This window comes from Bradyrhizobium elkanii USDA 76 (assembly GCF_023278185.1).
GTDB lineage: Bacteria > Pseudomonadota > Alphaproteobacteria > Rhizobiales > Xanthobacteraceae > Bradyrhizobium > Bradyrhizobium elkanii.
This window is the reverse complement of the sequence record NZ_CP066356.1, coordinates 4,181,854-4,202,906: the sequence shown is the minus strand read 5'-3', so window position 1 is coordinate 4,202,906 and position 21,053 is coordinate 4,181,854. Positions and strand designations below refer to the sequence as shown.

At 64.9% G+C, this 21,053-nt stretch carries 18 protein-coding genes and 1 pseudogene; 7 read left to right on the top strand and 12 right to left on the bottom strand.

What is annotated here, in order from left to right:
* Positions 1-15 precede the first annotated feature (15 nt).
* Positions 16-471: a hypothetical protein gene (locus tag JEY66_RS20355; RefSeq protein WP_018272113.1), complete on the top strand. Its 456-nt coding sequence runs from the start codon at positions 16-18 to the stop codon at positions 469-471.
* A 115-nt stretch (positions 472-586) separates the two neighbouring features.
* Here JEY66_RS20355 and JEY66_RS20350 read toward each other — a convergent pair whose 3' ends face one another.
* The 4 genes from JEY66_RS20350 to glsA form a co-directional block, all read right to left on the bottom strand.
* Entirely contained in the window at positions 587-1,894 is a 1,308-nt protein-coding gene (locus tag JEY66_RS20350; protein WP_018272114.1) for a metal-dependent hydrolase family protein, read from the bottom strand.
* A gap of 172 nt (positions 1,895-2,066) precedes the next feature.
* Positions 2,067-2,630, bottom strand: coding sequence for an HdeD family acid-resistance protein (locus tag JEY66_RS20345; RefSeq protein WP_026192887.1), 564 nt, complete (start codon positions 2,628-2,630; stop codon positions 2,067-2,069).
* 429 nt (positions 2,631-3,059) lie between these two features.
* Positions 3,060-4,712: an MFS transporter gene (locus JEY66_RS20340; RefSeq protein WP_026192889.1), complete on the bottom strand. Its 1,653-nt coding sequence runs from the start codon at positions 4,710-4,712 to the stop codon at positions 3,060-3,062.
* A gap of 71 nt (positions 4,713-4,783) precedes the next feature.
* The gene (gene glsA / locus JEY66_RS20335) at positions 4,784-5,782 is read right to left on the bottom strand and encodes a glutaminase A (protein ID WP_018272117.1); all 999 of its coding nucleotides are present in this window, start codon (positions 5,780-5,782) and stop codon (positions 4,784-4,786) included.
* A gap of 426 nt (positions 5,783-6,208) precedes the next feature.
* On the opposite strand from glsA, the gene JEY66_RS20330 reads away from it, so the two are divergent.
* On the top strand, positions 6,209-6,418 hold the full coding sequence (locus JEY66_RS20330) for a hypothetical protein (RefSeq protein ID WP_018272118.1): 210 nt from the start codon (positions 6,209-6,211) through the stop codon (positions 6,416-6,418).
* Positions 6,419-6,570: 152 nt separating this feature from the next.
* Here the strand turns inward: JEY66_RS20330 and JEY66_RS20325 are convergent, their stop codons facing one another.
* The 3 genes from JEY66_RS20325 to JEY66_RS20315 form a co-directional block, all read right to left on the bottom strand.
* Positions 6,571-6,873, bottom strand: coding sequence for a hypothetical protein (locus tag JEY66_RS20325; protein ID WP_026192891.1), 303 nt, complete (start codon positions 6,871-6,873; stop codon positions 6,571-6,573).
* An 88-nt stretch (positions 6,874-6,961) separates the two neighbouring features.
* Positions 6,962-8,176, bottom strand: a complete 1,215-nt coding sequence (locus tag JEY66_RS20320; protein WP_018272121.1) for an amidohydrolase family protein — start codon at positions 8,174-8,176, stop codon at positions 6,962-6,964.
* Between the two features lie 108 nt (positions 8,177-8,284).
* Positions 8,285-9,571 (bottom strand): RluA family pseudouridine synthase, encoded by a 1,287-nt coding sequence (locus tag JEY66_RS20315; RefSeq protein WP_026192892.1) that lies wholly within the window; start codon positions 9,569-9,571, stop codon positions 8,285-8,287.
* Positions 9,572-9,699: 128 nt separating this feature from the next.
* Between JEY66_RS20315 and JEY66_RS20310 the strand changes: the two genes are divergently transcribed.
* Positions 9,700-10,653: an alpha/beta hydrolase gene (locus JEY66_RS20310; protein ID WP_041482665.1), complete on the top strand. Its 954-nt coding sequence runs from the start codon at positions 9,700-9,702 to the stop codon at positions 10,651-10,653.
* A gap of 214 nt (positions 10,654-10,867) precedes the next feature.
* Here JEY66_RS20310 and JEY66_RS20305 read toward each other — a convergent pair whose 3' ends face one another.
* Both JEY66_RS20305 and JEY66_RS20300 read right to left on the bottom strand, forming a co-directional pair.
* Entirely contained in the window at positions 10,868-12,202 is a 1,335-nt protein-coding gene (locus JEY66_RS20305) for a replication-associated recombination protein A (protein ID WP_016843778.1), read from the bottom strand.
* 19 nt (positions 12,203-12,221) lie between these two features.
* Positions 12,222-13,580, bottom strand: coding sequence for a DegQ family serine endoprotease (locus JEY66_RS20300; RefSeq protein ID WP_018272124.1), 1,359 nt, complete (start codon positions 13,578-13,580; stop codon positions 12,222-12,224).
* A 341-nt stretch (positions 13,581-13,921) separates the two neighbouring features.
* On the opposite strand from JEY66_RS20300, the gene JEY66_RS20295 reads away from it, so the two are divergent.
* On the top strand, positions 13,922-15,520 hold the full coding sequence (locus JEY66_RS20295; protein ID WP_016843776.1) for an OprO/OprP family phosphate-selective porin: 1,599 nt from the start codon (positions 13,922-13,924) through the stop codon (positions 15,518-15,520).
* 155 nt (positions 15,521-15,675) lie between these two features.
* Here JEY66_RS20295 and JEY66_RS20290 read toward each other — a convergent pair whose 3' ends face one another.
* Positions 15,676-16,056, bottom strand: coding sequence for a winged helix-turn-helix transcriptional regulator (locus JEY66_RS20290; protein WP_016843775.1), 381 nt, complete (start codon positions 16,054-16,056; stop codon positions 15,676-15,678).
* Positions 16,057-16,175: 119 nt separating this feature from the next.
* On the opposite strand from JEY66_RS20290, the gene JEY66_RS20285 reads away from it, so the two are divergent.
* From JEY66_RS20285 to JEY66_RS20275, 3 genes are all read left to right on the top strand, one after another.
* Complete coding sequence (locus JEY66_RS20285; RefSeq protein WP_018272125.1) at positions 16,176-17,189, top strand: zinc-binding alcohol dehydrogenase family protein; 1,014 nt, start codon at positions 16,176-16,178, stop codon at positions 17,187-17,189.
* A gap of 191 nt (positions 17,190-17,380) precedes the next feature.
* A complete protein-coding gene (locus JEY66_RS20280; RefSeq protein ID WP_016843772.1) occupies positions 17,381-18,460 on the top strand; it encodes a phosphotransferase in 1,080 nt (359 codons plus the stop codon).
* Positions 18,461-18,523: 63 nt separating this feature from the next.
* On the top strand, positions 18,524-19,651 hold the full coding sequence (locus JEY66_RS20275; RefSeq protein WP_018272126.1) for an Rv3169 family protein: 1,128 nt from the start codon (positions 18,524-18,526) through the stop codon (positions 19,649-19,651).
* A gap of 127 nt (positions 19,652-19,778) precedes the next feature.
* On the opposite strand, the pseudogene JEY66_RS20270 reads toward JEY66_RS20275, so the two are convergent.
* Together JEY66_RS20270 and JEY66_RS20265 are read right to left on the bottom strand one after the other, a co-directional pair.
* Positions 19,779-20,083, bottom strand: a pseudogene (locus JEY66_RS20270) (DUF1330 domain-containing protein).
* A 6-nt stretch (positions 20,084-20,089) separates the two neighbouring features.
* Positions 20,090-20,884, bottom strand: a complete 795-nt coding sequence (locus JEY66_RS20265) for an SDR family NAD(P)-dependent oxidoreductase (protein ID WP_018272128.1) — start codon at positions 20,882-20,884, stop codon at positions 20,090-20,092.
* Between the last annotated feature and the right edge of the window lie 169 nt (positions 20,885-21,053).

Here is a 21,053-nt window from a genome sequence, read left to right as displayed (position 1 = left end):
CGGCAAATAAAGCTGATGGGACGCGTCAATATCCTCGCGGGTTTCTCGCTCGTTGCGGCCGCCCTGGGCGCCGCCACCGCCGACGCCGGGTTCCGCACACCGGAATCGCTGATCCGCAACGTCTACGCCCATTATGGGCGAGGCAGCGCCGAATATTCCAACGGCCTGCCGCGTGACGAGGAAACCGCTCGCCGATTCTTCGATCCCACCCTGCGCGGTGCCTGGACCGCGCTGGACGATGCGCCCTACGATTTTCTGGTGCAAAGCCCGACCTGGCGGCTCGGCCCAATCTCGATCGCAATCCCGCGCCGGCAGTTCGACAAGACCGACGTAACGGTGACGTTCGACAATGAAGGCCGCGCCGTCACGCTCAACTTCATCGTCGTCAACGGTCCCGACGGCTGGGTGATTTCGGATGTCGAGAGCCAGCACGATTCCTTGCGGACGTTTCTGACGCAGTTTCGGCGGTAGCAGACTGCCTTTGCCCTTCCGGCGATCGCTGCTCCACCGGCCAACGTCGGCAGCCATATCGGCTACAAGCCGATGCTTTGACGCTGCCGCTTGCCCACCTTGTGATCATGTCCGCCTACTTGTTCCGGTCACCACCAAGAAGATTCTTGTAGACCTTTCCATCCTTCATGATGACCAGGAAGTTCTTTGCCGGATCTTCGATCAGCTTGATGTTGTCGATCGGATTGCCTTCGACCAGCAGAAGGTCGGCGAGCGCACCTTCCTCCACCACGCCCAGCTTGCCCGAATATGGATTTCGAAGCCCGGACAGAGCAAGCAATTCGGCATTCGTCGATGTCGCCATGATGAGCGCTTCAGCCGGCGTGTACCATCGCGTGAGGGCAGTCAGCATGGCGCCTTGCCGGTCAGCGAGCGCTTGCGAGAACAAGACGTCGGTACCGAAGGCCGTCTTCAACTTGTACTTCTTGGCAAAGCCGTAGACCCTGTCGGTGCCGGCAACGACCTGCCGCATCTTGTCCTGCTCCGCAGGCCCAAGGGCACTTGCGCCCGACAGATCGAGGAAGGGCTGTGTGCTCAGCCAAATTCCCTTCTCGGCCATCAGGCGGGCCGACGCGTCGTCCATCAAATGACCGTGCTCGATGCACTTGACCCCCGCTGCGATCGATCGCTGGATCGCGACCGAGGTATAGGCGTGTACGGCGACATAGGTACCCCAGTTCTCGGCAGCATCCACCGCGGCACGCAACTCCGGTTCAGTAAACGTGGACACGTCGAGCGGACTGAACGGCGACGCCACCCCACCGCCCGCCGTGAGCTTGACCTGCGTCGCCCCCTGCATGAGTTGCTCGCGCGCGCGGACGCGGACTTCATCCGGGCTGTCCGCGACCATGGCGCCACCAATCCTCTCCATGCGGCTGAGCATGCCGCCGATCGTTCTGGGCAGATCGGACAGCTGCCGGAAGTCGCCATGGCCGCCGGTGATGGTGATCATGGCACCGGATGGGTAGATGCGAGGACCGACGACGAGACCCTCGTCGATCGCCCGCTTGAGGGAAAAGGCCGGCCCGCCCATGTCGCGAATGGTGGTGAAGCCTCGCATGAGCGTCGCCGTTGCCTCGGCGGCCGCAAGAAGATTGGTGTAGCCGACGTCGCTGGCCATCACGGCCGCCGGCGTCGGGCGTACCAGCAACGCATGCCAATGCGCGTCGATCAGCCCGGGCATCAGCACCCGTCCATCGCCGGCGATCACCTGCGCGTCGGCCGTGATCGCCGCAGTCGAAATCTTCTCGATCTTGTTGTTCCGGATCAGCACATTGGACGGCCCGGACAGCGCGCCATTCTTGCCATCGAAAATGCGTACATTCTGGAACAGCACGCCACCATCCTGCTGAGCCTGCGCCGGCCGCGAGGCGACGAGGCTCATCGCAATCGACGCAACCAGCGCCGAAACCCTGACGCTCTTCCTCAAACCCGACATGTCCACTCTCCGCCGATGGCGCATCGCGCGAGACCTTCATTGATCTCGCTGTGCGCGAGGGACCGACCTGATTTCAGCTATTGGTGAGAGTTCTGCTGCTCCCTGGAGGATCGACGGCCTATTGAGCCGCTCTGGCGGCAGGCTGCAAAGCGTAGCTCAGCCATCCGATGCCATGGGACAACAGATCGATCCCCAGCAGCAGCCCGAGCACCCACAGCCCGGTGGCCGGAAATCCCGTCAGAATGACGAGGCCGGCCAGGACGCCAAACAGACCGGACGCCAGCATGATCCAGCCGGACTGCTGCCAATGGCCGATGCCGACCAGCATGCGCACAATCCCGGAGACCAAAAGCATGAGACCGAGGGCATAGGTCAGGAGCAGCGCACTCGCCACCGGCTGGCTGAGCAGGACGATTCCGCAGGCGAGGTAGAGCACTCCGAGCAGAAGCTGCCACACGAATCCACCCCAGCCCTTGGTCCAGAAGGCGTGCAGGATTTCGAACCCGCCGGCAACGATGGCGGTCCAGCCGATAAAGATGGCGCTGATCACGGTGAAAAGCACGACGTCTCCCAGAACCAGAAGGCCCGCGGCGATCATGACGAGGCCGAGCAGAACGCAGACCCATAAAGGCGGGCCAGGCAGCCCGCGGAGCATCGTGGAACTGTTCTCATAGGTAGCCATGTCGTCCTCCCTGATCCCAGGCAGCCATGGCACGGTCGCGCGTTCCAGGCCGCGCCACTCGAGCTGCCGAAGCTTGTGCCTGACGTCACCACCGCCATCCGCAGCGGCGGCGACCTCTGTGCCACCAACAGGTCCAGCGGCGCCGGCGATGCCAGCGGCGGCGTGGTGGCGGAGGACGCGGGCGCGGTGGTGGCCGGGCGACGACCATATGAAGCGGCCGCTCCGGATCATCCGTCTTCGCCACGAGGGCATCTTCAGGGGCCAGCGGCAGCGCTTTGGCCGCTTGCGTCAGCAAGCCTGTTCCGAGACCAACAGCAGCGACGCCGCCGAGCATTTTCCGGAGCACGATCCGACGGTCGAGTTCATCCATATCCGGCACCTCGTTTGTTGTGCAGAGACCTTGCTGCTCAGCGGCGGCCAGCATCCCGATCAGGCCGATCGCTCGCGTTCGCCGGTCGCTCCGTCGTCCGGTATTTCGCCCGGCCGGTAATTCGGCAACCGTCCCGCCGGAATGACAGCAAGCAGTGCGAGGCCGGCCATGATCAACAATCCGATCTTCAAAGCGCGCAGGCGCGCTTCGGTGTTGACCCGGACGGCTTCCTCGACCTGCTGCGGCGTACCGCTCGTGCCTTCGAGCACACTGCGCAGCCGGTCATTGCTGACGAAGGTGATGTTGCTGAGGTCAACCTGGCTCTGAAGCTCGTTGGTCAGCACCGGACTGGCCGCGATCCTGCCGAGCGCGATCGTGCTCAAAAGACCGACCAGCAGAGCTCCGGCCACCGCGGTGCCGACGGCAGCCGCCAGATTCTGCGTGGTTCCGCGCAAAGACCCGACATCCCCGGCCAACGCCTTGGGCGAAGCCGTGACCAGAACGTTGAACAGCAGTGTCACCAGCGAGCCCTGGCCAATGCCGAACAGCACGAGGCCAAGGAGAACGGGAATCTCGCTCCAGTCGTTGCGCACGACGAAGGCGAGCCACAGCAACGCAACGGTGCAGAGGCCGAAGCCAAAGCGTCCGATCTGGCGGGGCGTCAGTTTGTCGTAGAGATTGACGATCAGCATCGCCGAGAGAAAGACGGTCAGATTGAACGGCATCATCGCGATCGCCGTCGCGATTGGCGAGCGTCCCTGCACGATCTGAATGTAGAGCGGCACCGTGAAGTTCAGCGCGGCCTCGAGCGCCACGACCGCGAATAATGCGTAGACCGCACACCTCTCCTCCGGCGAGTCGATCACCTCCAACGCCAGCAGGGGCGTCTTCTCCGCGGACTGTTGCCGATGCGTCCACATCAGGAATGCCTGCCCGAGCACGGTGCCGAGCACGATCAGGATCGGCGCCGGCGAGACGCCCAGCAAGTCAAACGGCGCGTTGGGGGTCGCCAGGATCACCCCCCAACCGTTCAGATTATTGAATCCGAAGCTGATGAAAATGATTGCGCTCGCAGCTAGAGCGACGCCGATCAGATCGATCTGGACATCCGCGCGACCGTGGTCGGGCCGCAAGCGAAAACTCAGAGCGAAAGCGATCGCCGAGGCGACGATGAGAATTGCAAACGCCGGGCGCCAGCCGATATAGGTGCCGAGCAACCCACCGACGACAAATGCCAGCACGCCGGCGGCGGCCCTTGCCGAACCCAGCGCACCAAGGGCGCTCGCCTGCTGGCGTCCAGCATAGTTCTCGGCAATCAGCGCGACGAGCGAGGGCACGATCACCGCGCCCGCAGCGCCGCAAAGCGCCTGAGCGGAAATCATGACGGAGGCCGTGGGGCTGAACGTCATCGCGATCTGCGCTATCAGAAAAAGCACGACGGCACCGCGAAATACCTGCACCGCCCCGAACCTTTGGGCGAGCTTGGCGCCAAGCATCACGAACCCGGCCACGAGCATCGAGTAAGCCACGATTCCGGTCGCGACCGTGGTCGGCGGCACGCCGAAGCTGGCCACCATTCCCCCCATCGCAACCGGCAACGACGCGACGTTGAACGACATGATCATCTGGCCGACCGCAATCGCAATCATGGGCACCCATGATGCGCGCTCTTCCTGTTGAATGTCGCCGATCGAGATCGCTTGCGTTGCCATCGCGTCCTCCAACCTGCCTGGTGTTGCGATCGATCGAGCGACAGCTCCACCGATCCTCACAGCATCTGGTTTCACTCGTCCGGTTGGGACACGAACAGATCCATGCCCAGTCTCTGCGACAGGAACTTCGCGGCGAGCTGCCCTCGCACGCTGTTGCCGGCCGCATCCAGTGGCGGCCCGAAAGTGCCGAATCCACCCTTTCCCGGAGACACCGCGACGATACCGCCACCGATGCCGCTTTTGCCGGGCAGACCGATGTCGTACAGCCAGTCGCCCGACGTCTCATACAGTCCGGCCGTGACCATGACGGCCAATGCATAGTGGCACACGGCCGCATCGACCACCCGCTGCCGGGTCACCGGATTCACGCCACCATCGGCCAGCGTCGCCCCCATCACGGCCAGGTCCCTGGCGCTCACGTTCAGCGAACACTGCCGGGTGTAGAGATCGGTCGCCTGCCTGGCGTCGCAGTAGATCCGGTCGTAGCTCTCCAGCAGCCGCGCGATGCTTCGGTTGCGAAAATTGGTCTTGGATGCCGATGCGTAGACTTCCTCGTTGAGCGAAAGCTTGCGGCCCGCGAAGCGCGAGAGGCCGTCATGGATGAACCGCCATTGCTCTTCCGCGCTCGAACCCGGCACGAGGCTTGTGGTCGCGATCGCGCCTGCGTTCACCATCGGGTTGGTGCGCCCGGCGCCATGCTCGATCGCCGCCAGCGAATTGAACGGCAGCCCGGTCGCGTTCGCGCCCAGTCTTGCGCGAGCCTCTTCAGGGCCGATGGCCTCGCACACCAATGCGAATACGAATGGCTTCGATACACTCATGATCGAGAATTCGTATTCGATATCGCCGGCGCCGTAGACGCGCCCGCTGGTACCGGCCACGCAGACGCCGAACAGTTCACTCGGCACCCTGGCCAGGGCCGGATAAACCTGCGAATTGGTCCCTTCGCTGTTCGGCTTGAAGCGCAGATGCGCTTGAGACACGAGCTCCTGCACCATCTCGGGCTTGGGCAAGTGCCCAGTCGAGATGTAGGGCCGCTCCGCTTGTTCCGCGATCGAAGGCGGCCACATTGGCACTCCTTCCGGATTTCGACCTTATTGCATCAGGTCTTCTAGTCGGCAACCAGAAGTAGGCTCCCAAAAAACCGCGGAGTCAACGATCCGCTCCCACAGCCTTTGCAATGCTTGCGTTGGTCCAGAACACTTTACGACAAATGCGCTAAACGCATTGCATGTCGCGGAATTGCAGCGCCGTTGCGCGATGCGACACTCGATATAGCCATGCGACGTTTCGGCGCGGCTAGGTAAGCAAGATTGTCCAATCGCCCGCGCGACGCAATTGAATCAAAAATGAAGTCATCAGCAACGAGCGATTTCCATCGTAGGCCTGCGAGAGTACGATTGTCGTATGCGGGTGTGAGCCCGCTGCTTGGTCCAAGCAGCACCGGCCAGCGGCGATGGTGGAATGACCGCATCACTTGCAGAGTGAGGTTAATCATGGTGGCGCGCACAAGCGACGGACAGCTTCTGCTGGTAAAGAAGCTGGGTGGGCTCATCGCTATCGTTGTTGGCTGCTTGCTGACAGCAGTCGGTGTGACATTCGAATCGACAAGCACAATTGTCGTCGGTGTCCTGCTTCTTGTGCTCGGGGCGGCCCTGCTCACGCTCAAGATCATGAGACGCAATCAAAGTGGTCCGTTTGGATAGCCAAACAGATTCGCACGCTCGACTCGTCATACCCGGGCTTGTCCCGGGCATCCACGTCTGCGTTTCATGCAAAGAAAGACGTGGATGGCCGGGACAAGCCCGGCCATGACGGTGCAGAAAAATCAGTTCTTTCCAAGTGCGATTACCCTGCCCTAATCCCGGTGGTTGGCGCAGGATCGCGAATAGGCGGCGCGCTCGGCCTGGTTCAGGCCGGCGGCGGCAGCCTCGTCGAGGCAGCGGCTGACGCGGTCACCGAACGAACTGCGCGGCCGCGAACGCAGGCTCGGCTGCGTCGGTGCATCCATCCTCGGGATGGCCGGCACCTCGATCCGCGGCGGCGGCGGAGGCTGGGGCACCGGCGGGTCCCACATCGAGCGGCCGGGCGGAGGGAATTGCGCGCTCGCCGCACTCATGGCGCAGAGCAAAACGCCGCCGATAATCAAGGATCGTTTCATCAGCTATATGTCGTGACGCGGCAGCAACGCTTCAAGTGAACGCACCATGCGTCGACGCTGCCCCCGAGATGCGAGTTCCCCGCCCTCGTCACGGCTTCTGGTAGATCACGTGACCGGCACGGATGGTGGCGCTCACTTTCGCGAAATTGCCGACGTCGCCGAGCGGATCGCCGTCGAGCACCACGAGATCGGCGTCGAAGCCCTGCTCCACCCGTCCCTTCCTCGCGGCCTTGAAGAACCCTGCCGGATTGGTCGTCATCGAGGCCAGCACCTGCCGCTCCGACAACACGCGGTGCATCAGCTGAAATTCCTGCGTGGTGTCGTACAGCGTGGTGAAGCCGACATCGGTGCCGAACAGCACCGTGCCGCCATTCTCCGAAAACTGCTTGAGCTGGTTGACGGTCGAAGCCACCAGACGGTTGGTGACGTTCGGATCGAGCACCACGGTGGTGAACAGCGACAGTGTGGGAACGAGCGCAGTCCCCTGCGCCTTGAACCGCGCCAGCTGATCCCCGGTGTAGCTGGGTTCGCCGGGTGTGGTGTGCGCGAGCACGTCGACGCCGGCCTGGATCACCGTTTCGACGCCGACCTTGTTCTGCGGATGCGCGAACACCGGCCGGCCCTGCGCATGCGCCACATCGACGGCTGCCTTCGCAATCGCCGGGTCCATGTTGACGACGGGCTTGTCGCCCATGAAGGCGCCGGTGAACAGCTTGATGCCGTCCTCACCCATAGCCAGCCAGTCGCGCGCCCATTTCGTGGCCTCCTCGGGCGTTGCGACTTCCGGAAGCTGCACTTCGCGCGGGATGTAGACGGGGTGCCCGCCCTTCGGGAAGATGTTGCCGGCAAACAGGATGTTGGGGCCGGCGACTTCGCCCGCGGCGATGCGCTTGCGCAGCGGCAAGGTGTCGCTCGGATCGGAGCCGAGATCCCAGACCGTCGTAAAGCCCCAGCGCGTCAGCATCTCCTGCATGTGCTGCGTCAGCGCCGCGGCCGGCGCTGCGCCGGAGTTGCGCCAGACATTCTGCGTGAAATGGACATGGCTGTTCCAGAAGCCGGCGACGATGGTCTTGCCGCTGCAATCGATCACGCGGGCATCCGGCGGCGCCTGGATGTCGCCGGACTTGCCGACCGCGCTGATGATGCCGTCGGTCATCACGATCACCGCATCCGGCAGCGCTTCCGCATCGGCCGATGCGTAGAGCGTGCCGCCGCGGAGCACGATGGTCTCGGCCTGCGCCGTCACCGCGGCGACAGCCGACCCAATCAGGAAAAGCGTGACGCGCAGCCAGGTGCCGATCATGGAGAGTCTCCGTTGCAGGCCGGCATAGGCCGGCGCGCGAGGATAGCCGCAAAGCGCAGAGCCGTTTGATCGTTCTTGCTGTCCGCGCCGGATAGCGGCGCCCGACCGTCACTCCTCGGGCGCGTTCTCGATCGGGTCGAAGCGGTCGGCCTCGAGCCCGAGCAGATTCCAGGATTGCAGCATGTGCGGCGGCAGCGGCGCGGTGGCATCGATCACGCCGCCCCTCGGGTGCGGAATCACGATACGGCGGGCGAGCAGATGCAGCCGGTTTTGCAGGCCGCCGGGCAGCTGCCAGTTCTCCTTGTTGAAGTATTTCGGGTCACCCACGATCGCGTGATCGATATGCGCCATATGGGCGCGCAATTGATGGGTGCGGCCGGTCACCGGTTTGAGCGACACCCAGGCGAGCTTGGTCGCCGAGGTCTCGACCACGGCATAATAGGTCACCGCGTGGCTCGCGCCCTCGTCTCCATGCTCGGCGATCCGCATGATGCTGTCCTCCTCGCTCTCCTCCTTGGCGAGATAGGTCGAGATGCGGCCCTGTTTCGGCTTCGGCACGCCGGCGACCAGCGCCCAGTAGATCTTGCGCGCGGAGCGATGGCGGAATGCGCCGGTGAGATGCGTGGCGGCGAAACGCGTCTTGGCGACCAGGAGGCAGCCCGAGGTCTCGCGGTCGAGCCGATGCACCAGCCGCGGCTTCTGCCCCTTGGCATCGCGCATCACCTCGAGCATCTGGTCGACATGGCGCGTCATGCCGGAGCCGCCCTGCACGGCGAGACCGGCCGGCTTGTTCAGCACCAGCACGTCGTCGTCTTCGTAGAGCGTCATGTCCTTCAGCGCCTGCAGCGTCTTCGCCTCGGCCTCGGAGAGCGCGCCGGCCGTCTTCGGCGTGTCGAGCCGCAGCGGCGGAATCCGCACGCTCTGGCCCTCCTCGAGCCGGTCCTTGGAATCGGCACGCTTGCCGTTGACCCTGAGCTCGCCCTTCCGGACGATGCGCTGGATATGGGAGAACGAGAGGCCCGGAAACCGCGCTTCGAGGAAACGGTCGACGCGCATGCCGTTCTCGTCGGCGGTGACGACAACGGTCTGCACCTTGGTTGGCAATGGCTGCTCGGCCGCGGCAGTTTTCGACATGGCGGGCTCGGCCCGCTCCTGCCGGTCGCGGCGCGGCTCGGCAAAGCGCGGCGGCTTTCCGGCCGCGCGGTGCGCGAACGGACGGTCGCCGGACTTGCGCTCACCGGACTTGCGGTCACCGGATTTGCGCTCGTCCGGCTTGCGGCTGCGCTGCGCCGATCCGCTCTTGCCACGATCGCCGGCGCGGTCCCGGTCGCGGCCCTTGTCGCGCCCTTTGGCGCGGTCGCCCGGCGATGTGGTTCTCTTGATGCGGCGGCTCATGGTGATTTTTCGGCTCCAGACCTGCATTGTGCCTAGCGCAAATGCCGCGAATCGTCACGGCGAAATCGGTGTGAATCCGGTGCGGCATCGGCCATGTCGAATACGGCAATCGACGGGGGGGGCCTGGAATGAGACTGGCGATATCGGCTTTGGCGGCGGCCCTGATGCTCGCGGCCCCGGCGCTCGCCCAGCAAAGCCCGATGCCCGAAGCCGCGATGCCGGAAGATCTGGCCTGGAAGCTCCTGGAACTCGGCCGCGTCATCGACCCGCCCAAGACCGCTGCGCTCTACGCGCCGCTGCAACAGAAGGAGCCCTATCAGGGCGTCAAGGTCGGGCGCGACGTCAAATACGGCCCCGCCGACCGGCATCTGCTCGACGTGTTCACGCCGGAGACGACGGCGCCGGGGCGAGCCGTGCTGATCTACATCCATGGCGGCGGCCTCATTGCCGGCCACAAGCGCGCCCCCGGCAGCCCGTTCTACGACAACATCATGCTGTGGGCGGTGAAGAACGGCTTCGTCGGCGTCAATGCCACCTACCGCCTGGCGCCGGCCTTTCCGTGGCCGGCAGGCGCGGAGGACATGGGCGCGATCGTGCAGTGGGTTTCGGAAAACATCGCCTCCCGCGGCGGCGAGCCGAAGCGCATCTTCCTGATGGGCCAATCGGCCGGCGCGATCCATGTCGCGAGCTATGTCTCCCATGGCGAATTCCACAAGGTGAAGGGCGGCGGCCTCGCCGGCGCGATCATGGTGTCGGGCATCTATGATCTGACGGCCTCGCCGGCCGGCGACGCCGAGCTCGCCTATTACGGCTCGGACCCCTCGCGCTATGCCGAGCGCTCCTCGCTGCAAGGCCTGGTCACGAGCCCGATCCCGTTCCTGATCACCGCGGCCGAGCTCGATCCGCCGCGCTTCGTCGAGCAGTTCGAGCTCATGAAGCAGGCCAGCTGCAAGCGGCCGAGCGGCTGCGCCCGCAGCTTCATGCTGCCGCAGCACAGCCACATGTCGGAGGTCTATGCGATCAACACGCCGGACACGCGGCTGACGGACGAGATTTTGGAGTTCGTGAAAAGCGTCAAGTGATCGCTAGAGCAATATGAAGTTATTGGCGGGCGGGCGTTGCCAAAATGTCGAAAACAACCCCATGCAAAGGAGCCGGCGGCGATCAGCGTGGCACCAAGCAACTTGACACGTCGGGCAACTCAGGGATATATTTCTAGTATTCCGAACTTGTGCAAGTGTACCTCGCCCCCGCAGACAGGACCGGAACGCGCGTCATTCGCGGCCGCAGCCTAATCTAGCTCCCGCCCCGCTCCTTGCGCAGCCGCGCCCAGTAATCCAGCCGTTTGCGGATCTCGCGCTCGAAGCCGCGGTCGGGCGGATCGTAGAAGGTCTGGCGGCCCAGCGCTTCCGGGAAATAGTCCTGGCCGGAGAATGCGTCCGGCATGTCGTGATCATATTGATAGCCGGAGCCGTAGCCCTCCGACTTCATCAGCTTGGTCGGCGAATTCAAAATGTGCTTCGGCGGTAGCAGCGAGCCGCCCTGCTTCGCGGTCTGCATCGCTGCGCCGAACGCGGTGTAGACCGCGTTGGATTTCGGCGCGGTGGCGAGATAGACCACGGCCTGCGCGATCGCGAGCTCGCCTTCGGGCGAGCCCAGGAAATCGTAGGCCTCCTTGGCGGCGTTGCAGACCGCCAGCGCCTGCGGATCCGCAAGGCCGATATCCTCGACCGCCATCCGCACCACACGCCGCGCCAGGAACAGCGGATCCTCGCCGGCATCGAACATGCGCGCGAGATAGTACAACGCCGCGTCCGGATCGGAGCCGCGCACCGACTTGTGCAGCGCCGAGATCAGATTGTAATGGCCGTCGGCCGACTTGTCGTAGATCGGCGCGCGGCGCTGCAGGATGGCCTGCAACTGCTCGGCGTTGAACACCTCGCCCTTGCGGGCGGCGCGCCAGACCTCTTCGGCCAATGTCAGCGAGGCGCGGCCGTCGCCATCGGCCATCCGCACCAGCACGGCGCGGGCTTCCGCATCGAGCGGCAGCTGCTTGCCCTCGATCTTCTCGGCATTGGCAAACAGCTTCTCGATCGCCGCCGTATCGAGCGAGTGAAACACCAGCACGCGGGCGCGCGACAAAAGCGCCGCGTTGAGCTCGAACGATGGATTCTCCGTGGTGGCGCCGACCAGCACCACCGTGCCGTCCTCCATCACGGGCAGGAAGGAATCCTGCTGCGCGCGGTTGAAACGATGCACCTCGTCGACGAACAGCAGCGTGCCCTTGCCGGTCTCGCGGCGGGCACGCGCGGCATCGAACGCCTTCTTGAGATCGGCGACGCCGGAGAACACCGCGGAGATCTGCTCGAAATGCAGCTCGGTGGCGTCGGCCAGAAGCCGCGCCACGGTGGTCTTGCCGGTGCCCGGCGGTCCCCAGAACACCAGCGAGCCCAGCGTGCGCGTCTCCAGCATCCGCGTCAGCGCGCCGTCGGGGCCGAGGATGTGATCCTGGCCGACGACATCGGCCAGCGTGCGCGGACGCAGCCGGTCCGGCAGCGGGTGCGGCGCGTCCTGCTCCATCCCCGCCGCTGCGAACAGGTTGCCGGCCTCGCGCGGTTGCTTCGGGCTCACTTGCGGTTCACCTTGGGGCTCATCCGCCGAGCGTCACGTTGATCTGCTGGCCGCCGCGCACCAGCGTGATGCGCCAGATCCGCGACCCCGTCTTCGAAGCCTTCTCGAGGTCGCCGGTCCGCGCGATCTTCTCGTTGTTGACCGCGATGATGATGTCGCCCTTCTGGAAGCCGACATTGGCGGCGGTGCCGTCATCGGCGAGCTCGGTCACCACGACGCCCTCGGCGCCGGCGTCGAGATGCAGCTCATCGGCCAGCGCCGGCGAGATATTGGCGACCCTGGCGCCTTGGAACGGCGAGCGCGCGGTCAGCACGATCTCGTCGCGATTGGTATCGGGCGCGGTCTCCAGCGGCACGGTGAGCTTCACCGGCTTGCCGGCGCGCTGCACCTCGATCTCCGCGTTGCCGCCGAGCGGACGGGTCGCGAAGCGGTAGTCGAACGCGTTGGGATCGTCGATCGGCGTGCCGTCGATCCCGACGATCAGGTCGGAGAGCTTGAGCCCGGCCTTCGCCGCAGGACTGTTCGGCGCGACATTGGCGACCAGCGCGCCGCTCGGCAGCTTCAGCCCCAGCGTCTCCGCGATCTCCGGCGTCACCGCCTGCAGCCGCGCGCCGAGCCACGGCCGCTTCACATTCTTGCCGCCGCTCTTGGCGGAGGCCACCACCACGCGCACCATGTTGGCGGGGATCGCGAAGCCGATGCCCTGCGAGCCGCCGGAGCGCGAGAAGATCGCGGTGTTGATGCCGGCGAGCCGGCCGCTCATGTCGACCAGCGCGCCGCCCGAATTGCCGGGATTGATCGCCGCGTCGGTCTGAATGAAGAATTGATAATCCGTGATCCCGACTTGAGTGCGCGCCAGGGCCGAGATGATGCCGTGCGTCACGGTCTGGCCGACGCCGAACGGATTGCCGATCGCCAGCACGACGTCGCCGACCAGCAATTGGTCGGAATTGGCGAAGTCGAGCGTCGCGAATTTTTCCTTGTTGGTGTTCTTCAGCCGCAGCACCGCAAGGTCGGTACGGCTGTCCTTCAGCACGATCTCCGCCTCGTATTCGCGCTTGTCGGCGAGCGAGACCTTCACCTGGTCGGCGCCCTCGATCACGTGATTGTTTGTGACCACAAGCCCGGAGCCGTCGACCATCACGCCGGAGCCGAGCGAGCGCTGCATCTGCTCGGGCTGCTGTCCCGGCACGCCGAAGAACCGGCGAAAAATCGGATCGTCCAGGAAGGGATTGCGGTTCTGCACGGTCTTGGCGGCGTAGACATTGACCACCGCCGGCTGCACCCGCTGCACGATCGGCGCATAGGACAATTGCAGCTCGGCCTGCGAGGACGGCACGCGGCGGTCCTGGGCCGCGGCTGCGGAAAGATTCCCCATGAAGGCCAAGGTGCACAGAGCGGATACGGCAGCAAAACGGACAGGTCGGAGCATTCTCACCTCTCGTGGAAACGCCGGAATATAGGCGTGTTCGCCGGGCAATTGAAGGGCGCCCGGCTGGATAACTGGCCCCCCGCCGGACCGGTGCACAACCCGCGGCAGCCACGTTGAAGCGCGCCGCCAAGCTTCTATGATGGCTGTCATCTCACTGCGCCGCTCCGCTTGTTGCCTGCGGACCACAAGCGGAACTGCGATGCCCGGAAGCACTGTCGTGCATCAGTCACGATACGCTCCTAGGACCGTTCAGTGAGTGGGGACTTCAAACACAACAGGGGTGCACAATGGGTGCGACAAAAGTTGGTGCCATCGCCATCGGCCTGGCCGGGGCGCTCGCCGCCTCGCCGGCCTATTCACAATCGGCCGGAGGCGGCAGCGATGCGGAGATCGCGCTGCTGAAGCAGCAGCTGAAGATGCTCGAGCAGAAGCTCGACAGACTGCAGAAGCAGACCAACGCCAATACCGCAACCGCGGCCAGCGCAAACGCCAATGCGAAGGCGGCGGACGCCAAGGCAGCGCGGGTGGCGAGCGCCAACGCCGCGATCCCGGTGAAGGGCCCGGTCGCGCCATCCGGCGTCGTGGTGACGATGCCGAACAACCGGCCGACCATCTGCACCGCGGACGAACAGAACTGCGTTGCGATCACGAGCCGCGTGCACTGGGATGTCGGCGGCTACGACTATCGTCCGAACACCGCAGGCACCTCGCCGCAGAAGCTCGACAGCGGCGAGAACGTCCGCCGCGCGCGCATCGGCATCGTCGGCAAATTCTTCGGCGACTGGAATTACTCGCTGATCTACGACTTCGGCGGCTCGTCCGACGGTTTCGGCGGCGCGGCGCCGGGATCGCTGCCCGGCGGCGGCACCTCCGGCATCGAGAACGCGTATCTGAGCTACACCGGCTTCAAGCCGTTCGGCGGCAAGATGGCGATCGAAGGCGGCATCATGGACGTGCCGTGGACGCTCGACGAAGCGACCAGCTCCAACGACATCCTGTTCATGGAGCGCGCCTCGGTCGGCATCATCGCACAGAATATCGCCGCCGGCGACTTCCGTTCGGCGGCCGGCACCCGCTGGTGGAACGACCAGTTCTGGATCGGCGGCTATGTCACCGGACCGACGTCGGGCGCCATCCACTCCGCGTCCTCGACCTCGCCGGCCGGCACGTCCGAGCAGTATGGCGGCGTCATCCGTGTCGCCGGCAATCCGATCAGCGGCAAGAACTATTCGGTGCATATCGGCGCCGATGCGGAATGGCTGGTGCAGCCGCCGCGCAACCAGCTGACGCAGGCGCAGACGCTCACGCTCAGCGACCGGCCCGAGCTGCGCATCGATCCGACGACGCTGATCTCGACCGGTGCGATCGCCAATGTCTCCGGCGCGCAGGTGTACGGCGTCGAGGCGGCCGCGACCTATGGTCCGTTCATCGCGCAGGGCGAATATTACTGGTTCAATGTCGATCGCTCCGCGAACACCGGATTGCCGCCGTTCGGCGCGCCGAGCCTGAAGTTCGACGGCGGCTACGCGCAGGTCGGCTACGTGCTGACCGGCGAGAACCATGCCTACAATCCGGCGACGGCCTCCTATAGCGGGATCAAGCCGCATGATCCGTTCTCGCTCGCCGGCGGCGGCTGGGGCGCCTGGGAAATCGCCGGCCGCGTCAGCACGATGGACCTCAACGATCAGATCGCGCAGGCGGTCGGCATCGCGGGTGGACGGCAGACCGTCTACACCGCCGCGCTGAACTGGTACGTCAACAACAACGTCCGCTTCATGCTGAACTATCTGCACGGCGATATCGCCAAGCAGGCCTCGGCGACCTCGACCGCGGACGTCGGCTCGAAGTTCGACGCGGTCGCGCTGCGCACGCAGGTTGCGTTCTGAGGCGACGTACCTCTCCCCAACGGGGAGAGGTCGAATTGCGAAGCAATTCGGGTGAGGGGCGCCGCTTCCTCGGTGGAGCGTAATCCCTCACCCGGATCGCATCTTGCGATGCGATCCGACCTCTCCCTCCGGGAGAGGTGAAGCGCGAACGCCCATCAGGCCGCGCGCTTCGACTTCTTCACAATGACCTCCGGCGCCGGCGCGCAGGACAGCCGCTCCTGATGGCCCTCGCCCCAGGCTTTCAGAATATCGATCACCGGGCGCAGGCTCTCGCCGAGTTCGGAAAGCGTGTATTCGACCCGCGGCGGCACCTCGGCATAGACCTTGCGGATCACGAGGCCATCGTCCTCGAGCGCGCGCAGCTGCTTGGTCAGCATGCGCTGGGTGATGCCGGGCATCCGCTTCCGCAGCTCGCCGAAGCGCTGGGTGCCGGCCTGCAAATGATACAGGATCACGCCTTTCCATTTGCCGTCGATCAGGTCGAGCGCCGCCTCGACCGCGCAGCCCGGCCGGCGCGCGAAATTCTTCCGTTTCATGCAATATTTTCCCAATAGTATACAAACAGGGACTAGTTCCCTGTTTTTACAGTACTTGCCAAATGGACGCCAGCGCGACAGGTAAGACGGCAAGCAATCGCCCACCACGGAGACCAGGCATGAAGGCCGTCGGATACCAAAAATCGCTGCCGATCGAGGCGGTGGATTCGCTCGTCGATTTCGAGATCGCCAAGCCCGAGCCGAAGGGGCGCGACATCCGCGTCGCGGTGAAGGCCATCTCGGCCAATCCGGTCGACTACAAGGTGCGCAAGCGCGCGGCGCCGACCGACGGCGGCTACAAGATCCTCGGCTTCGACGCGGCCGGCGTGGTCGACGCGGTCGGGCCCGAGGTCTCGCTCTTCAAGCCCGGCGACGAGGTGTTCTACGCGGGCTCGATCCTGCGCCAGGGTACCAATTCGGAATTTCATCTGGTCGACGAACGCATCGTCGGCAACAAGCCGGCGTCGCTGTCCTTCGCGCAGGCCGCCGCCCTGCCCCTGACCTCGATCACCGCGTGGGAGCTGCTGTTCGACCGGCTCGGCGCGGTGCCGGGCAAGAGCCTCGACCCGCGCACGCTGCTGATCACCGGCGGCGCCGGCGGTGTCGGCTCGATCCTGATCCAGCTTGCGCGCCGCCTCACCGGGCTCACCGTGGTCGCGACCGCAACGCGGCCGGAGTCGCAAAAGTGGTGCCGCGATCTCGGCGCCCATGCGGTGATCGACCACTCGCAGCCGATGAAGGAGCAGATCGAAAAACTGAAGCTGCCGCCGGTCGGCCTCGTCGCCAGCCTCACCTTCACCGACCAGCACTACAAGTCGATCGCCGACTTCATCGCGCCGCAGGGCAAGTTCGGCCTGATCGACGATCCGCCGGAGTTCAACGTCGCCGCGTTCAAGGGCAAGGCGGTGTCGGTGCACTGGGAATCGATGTTCACGCGCTCCTCGTTCCAGACGCCTGACATGATCGCGCAGCATCATCTGCTCAACGATGTCGCCGACCTGATCGACAAGGGCGTGCTGCGCACCACGCTCGACCAGACCTTCGGCACCATCAACGCCGCCAACCTCAAGCGCGCACACGCTCTGCTGGAAAGCGGCAAGTCGCGCGGCAAGATCGTGCTGGAAGGCTGGTAAGGCTCCTCACGTCTGCTTCCTCATGCCCGGGCAACATCCCGGGCATGATATCCCCACAGGCCGGCGGGTGGCTTTTGCCAAAGCCACGGCATCGCCTGTATGATTTGCGCAACGATCACCCCGTCCTCAATCCGGCTGACGCGAGACGCAGCCGGAGCGGTGGTGACGCCCACGGGGATGGGAGGAAACCGATGAATTTGCTCACGGCCGATCCGTCGCGGATCGATCCGGAGTGGATGACGCGGGCGCTGCGTGAAGCCGGTGTGATCGACCAGGTCAGGGTCGTCGATCTCGCGTGTAAGCCGGTCGGCAATGGCCTCGTTGGCGACAGCTATCGATTTCGCCTGACCTATGACGGCGATGAGCCGAACATGCCCGCGAGCGTGGTCGGCAAATTCCCGGCCGCGGATCCCGACAGCCGCCGCTCCGGTTCCGCGCACACGCTTTACGTCCGCGAGGTCGCATTCTATCGCGAGCTGGCCGCCACCGTCGCCATTCACACGCCGCGGCCGATTCTCGCCGAAATCGATCCGGCGACCGACGACTTCACGCTGATTCTGGAAGACCTGGCGCCGGCGCGCGCTGGTGATCAGCTCGCCGGATGCCTGATCGCGGACTGCCTGACAGCGATGCGTGAGGCCGCCGCGTTGCATGCGCCGCGATGGAGCGACCCGACGCTCGACGCGGTGCCGTGCTTCGTGGTGGCCGCAGGCCGGCGCAGAGACCTTCGCGCGGTGCTGCCCGGCATCATCGGTCACTACAAGGAGCGATATCGCGGCGTGATCGAGCCGGAATTCCTTGGTCTGATCGACCGGCTTCCGGACGCGCTATTGCGCTACCAGTCCGATCGATCGGCGCCGCGAACCCTCCAGCATGCCGATTTCCGGCTCGACAACATGCTGTTCGACGTCCGCGGCAATAGCCATCCGATGGCGACGCTGGACTGGCAGACGCTGACGGTGGGTCCAGGTATCGTCGACGTCGCCTATTTCCTGTCGGCGGGCATCGACCCGATCGAACGGCGGCTTCATGAAGCCGACCTGGTGCGGTTCTATCATTCGGAACTGATCCGGCGCGGCGTGCGGGACTATGACTGGGATCGTTGCTGGCGGGATTACCGGCGGTACACGCTGCATGGCATCATGATGGGCGTGGTCTCCGCCCTCAGCGTGCAGCGCTCGGAGCGCGGCGACGCGCTGTTCCTGAAAATGACCCGCGGCGCCTGCGCGCAAGCACTGGATCACAACAGCTTCTCATACTGGCAGGACTGAAGCGGCTTCGAGCGAAATCGGTTCGCATGCGGAAAGCGCGTCAGGACAGCGAAAGGGATCGGCGTGCTCAACAAACTGGACGACTTCCCCATCCACCAGACGCCGGAGCCGATCGCGGTTCCCTCGACCAGCGACCGCAATGTCTATGACCGGACCTGGTTCAACGGCTACACCGCCGACGGCGCGTATTATTTCGGGATCGGCATTGCGATCTACCCGCACCGCAAGATCCTCGATTGCGCCTTCAGCGTCGTGGAACGCGGTGGGCGGCAGCACTGCTTTTACGGTTCGCGGCGGGCCCCGATCGAGCGCACCGAGATGCAGGTCGGTCCGTTCCGGCTCGAGGTCATCGAACCGATGCTGCGGACCCGGGTGGTGCTCGACGACAATGCGACGGGCCTCGCCTGCGACCTGACCTTCTCCGCGCGCACCGCGGCGATCCAGGAAGCGCGCCAGACGCTTTGGTCGGGCGATCGCCGCGCGATGGATTCGACCCGGTTCGACCAGTTCGGTCGCTGGAGCGGCGTCATCAGCCACCCCGATGGCGGGATCAAGGTCGACGATCGCACCTGCTACGGCACCAAGGATCGCTCCTGGGGCGTGCGCAATGTCGGCGAACGCGACGTCGGAGGCGCGCCGATGCCGCCGCCGAGCGTGTTCTTCCTCTGGGCGCCGCTGGTCTGGGACGACCACATCTCGCACGCGATCTTCTTCGACGGGACGCAGGGCGAGGCGCTGGTCCGCGAGGGCATCACCGCGCCGCTCTACCGAAGCGAGGCCGAGATCCCCGGCGTGATCGACGGCCTCGACCGCCGCATGGCGACTGCGCGGCATCGCGTCAAATACGTGCCGAACACCCGGCTCGCGCAGTCAGCTGAAATCGACCTCGTCGATATCGACGGCCACACCACGACCATCGCGCTCGACCCGATCCTCAAATTCCAGATGAAGGGCCTCGGCTACGGCCATCCGCAATGGGGCCAGGGCATGTGGAAGGGCGAGCTCGAGACCGGCGGCGAGTCGTTCGATCCATCGACGCTCGACCCGCTGGCCCGCGAGAATGTGCACGTCCAGCAGGTGGTCCGCGCCCGTCAGGGCGGCCAGACCGGAATTGGCGTGCTGGAGCAGATTTGCTTCGGTCCCTACCGTCCCGCAGGCTTCAGCGAATTCCTGGACGGCGCGAAGGGATAGCTAAAGCATGATCCGGAAGAGTGCGAAGCGGTTTTCCCTCGCGACAAACGCGGACGCGTTTGCGCGGAGATCATGCTCAAATAAAGAGCTAAGGCGCGATGACGATTCAGCCCAATCACATCGCGCTTTAGATCGGCGGCACGCCCTCGACGAACAGCAGGCGTCGCTCCAGCGCGGTTGCGCGAAGCTTCAACGCTTCGGCGTATTCCGCTGACGCGTACCATTCGCGCAGGCGCGCCATGGTCGGAAATTCGACGATAACGATCGCGTTCGGTGGTGGGCCACCCTCCACCACCTCGACTGTGCCGCCGCGCACGACGTAGCGCCCGCCATCCCGCCATATTGTACGATGGTGTTCGCCGCCAGCGTGCGATAGGCCTCGAACGCCGCGGCGTCGCGCATCTCGACCTCGGAGATCACATAGGCGGGCACGCGGCTTCACGCGATGGTGTTGACGATGCCGCCTTCGGCACGCAGCGCGGCGCCGTTGGTCGCCGAGGCCTGTTTGGAGCAGGCATAGACCACGAGATTGGCGATCTCCTCGGTGCTGGCGAAGCGCTGCAGCAGCGAGGTCGGCCGGTGCTGCTTGACGAAGTTGGATGCCGCCTCCTCGACCGACTGACCGTTCTGCTTGGCGAGATCCTTGACGAAGGTCTCGACACCCTCGGACATGGTCGGCCCGGGCAGCACCGAGTTGACGGTGACGGCGGTGCCCTTGGTCAGCTCGGCGAGCCCGCGCGCAATCGCAAGCTGCGCGGTCTTGGTCATGCCGTAGTGAATCATCTCGGTCGGGATGTTGAGGCCCGACTCGGAGGAAATGAAGACGATGCGGCCCCAGTTGCGCTTCAGCATGCCCTGCATGTAGCCGCGCGACAGCCGGACGCCCGACATCACGTTGACCTCGTAGAAGCGGCTCCAGTCCTCGTCGGGAATGTCAAAGAACGGCTTCGGCTCGAAGATGCCGGCATTGTTGACGAGGATGTCGACGTCCGGCAGCGCCGCGAGCAGCGCCTTGCAGCCCGCCGCGGTCGAGACGTCGGCGGCAATGCCGCGGACCTTTGCGCCGGGTACGGCCTTCCCGATCGCGGCAACCGCGGCATCGACCTTGGCCTGGCCGCGGCCGTTGACCACGACCTCGGCGCCGGTCTCGGCAAGCCCCTTTGCGATGGCGTTGCCGATGCCCGCGGTCGAGCCGGTCACCAGTGCAGTCTTTCCGGAAAGGTCGATTTTCATCTGTCATCTCCATTGATGTCGATGAGATATCGGGCGTGGCACGCAGCGCCGCAATTGCATCTCACCGATGCGTGAGGAAGCAGAACACACCTCGTCGTCCTGGCGAAAGCCAGGACCCATTACCACCGCTGGTGATTATGAGAAGGACTTGAGCCCCAGCGTCGCGCAA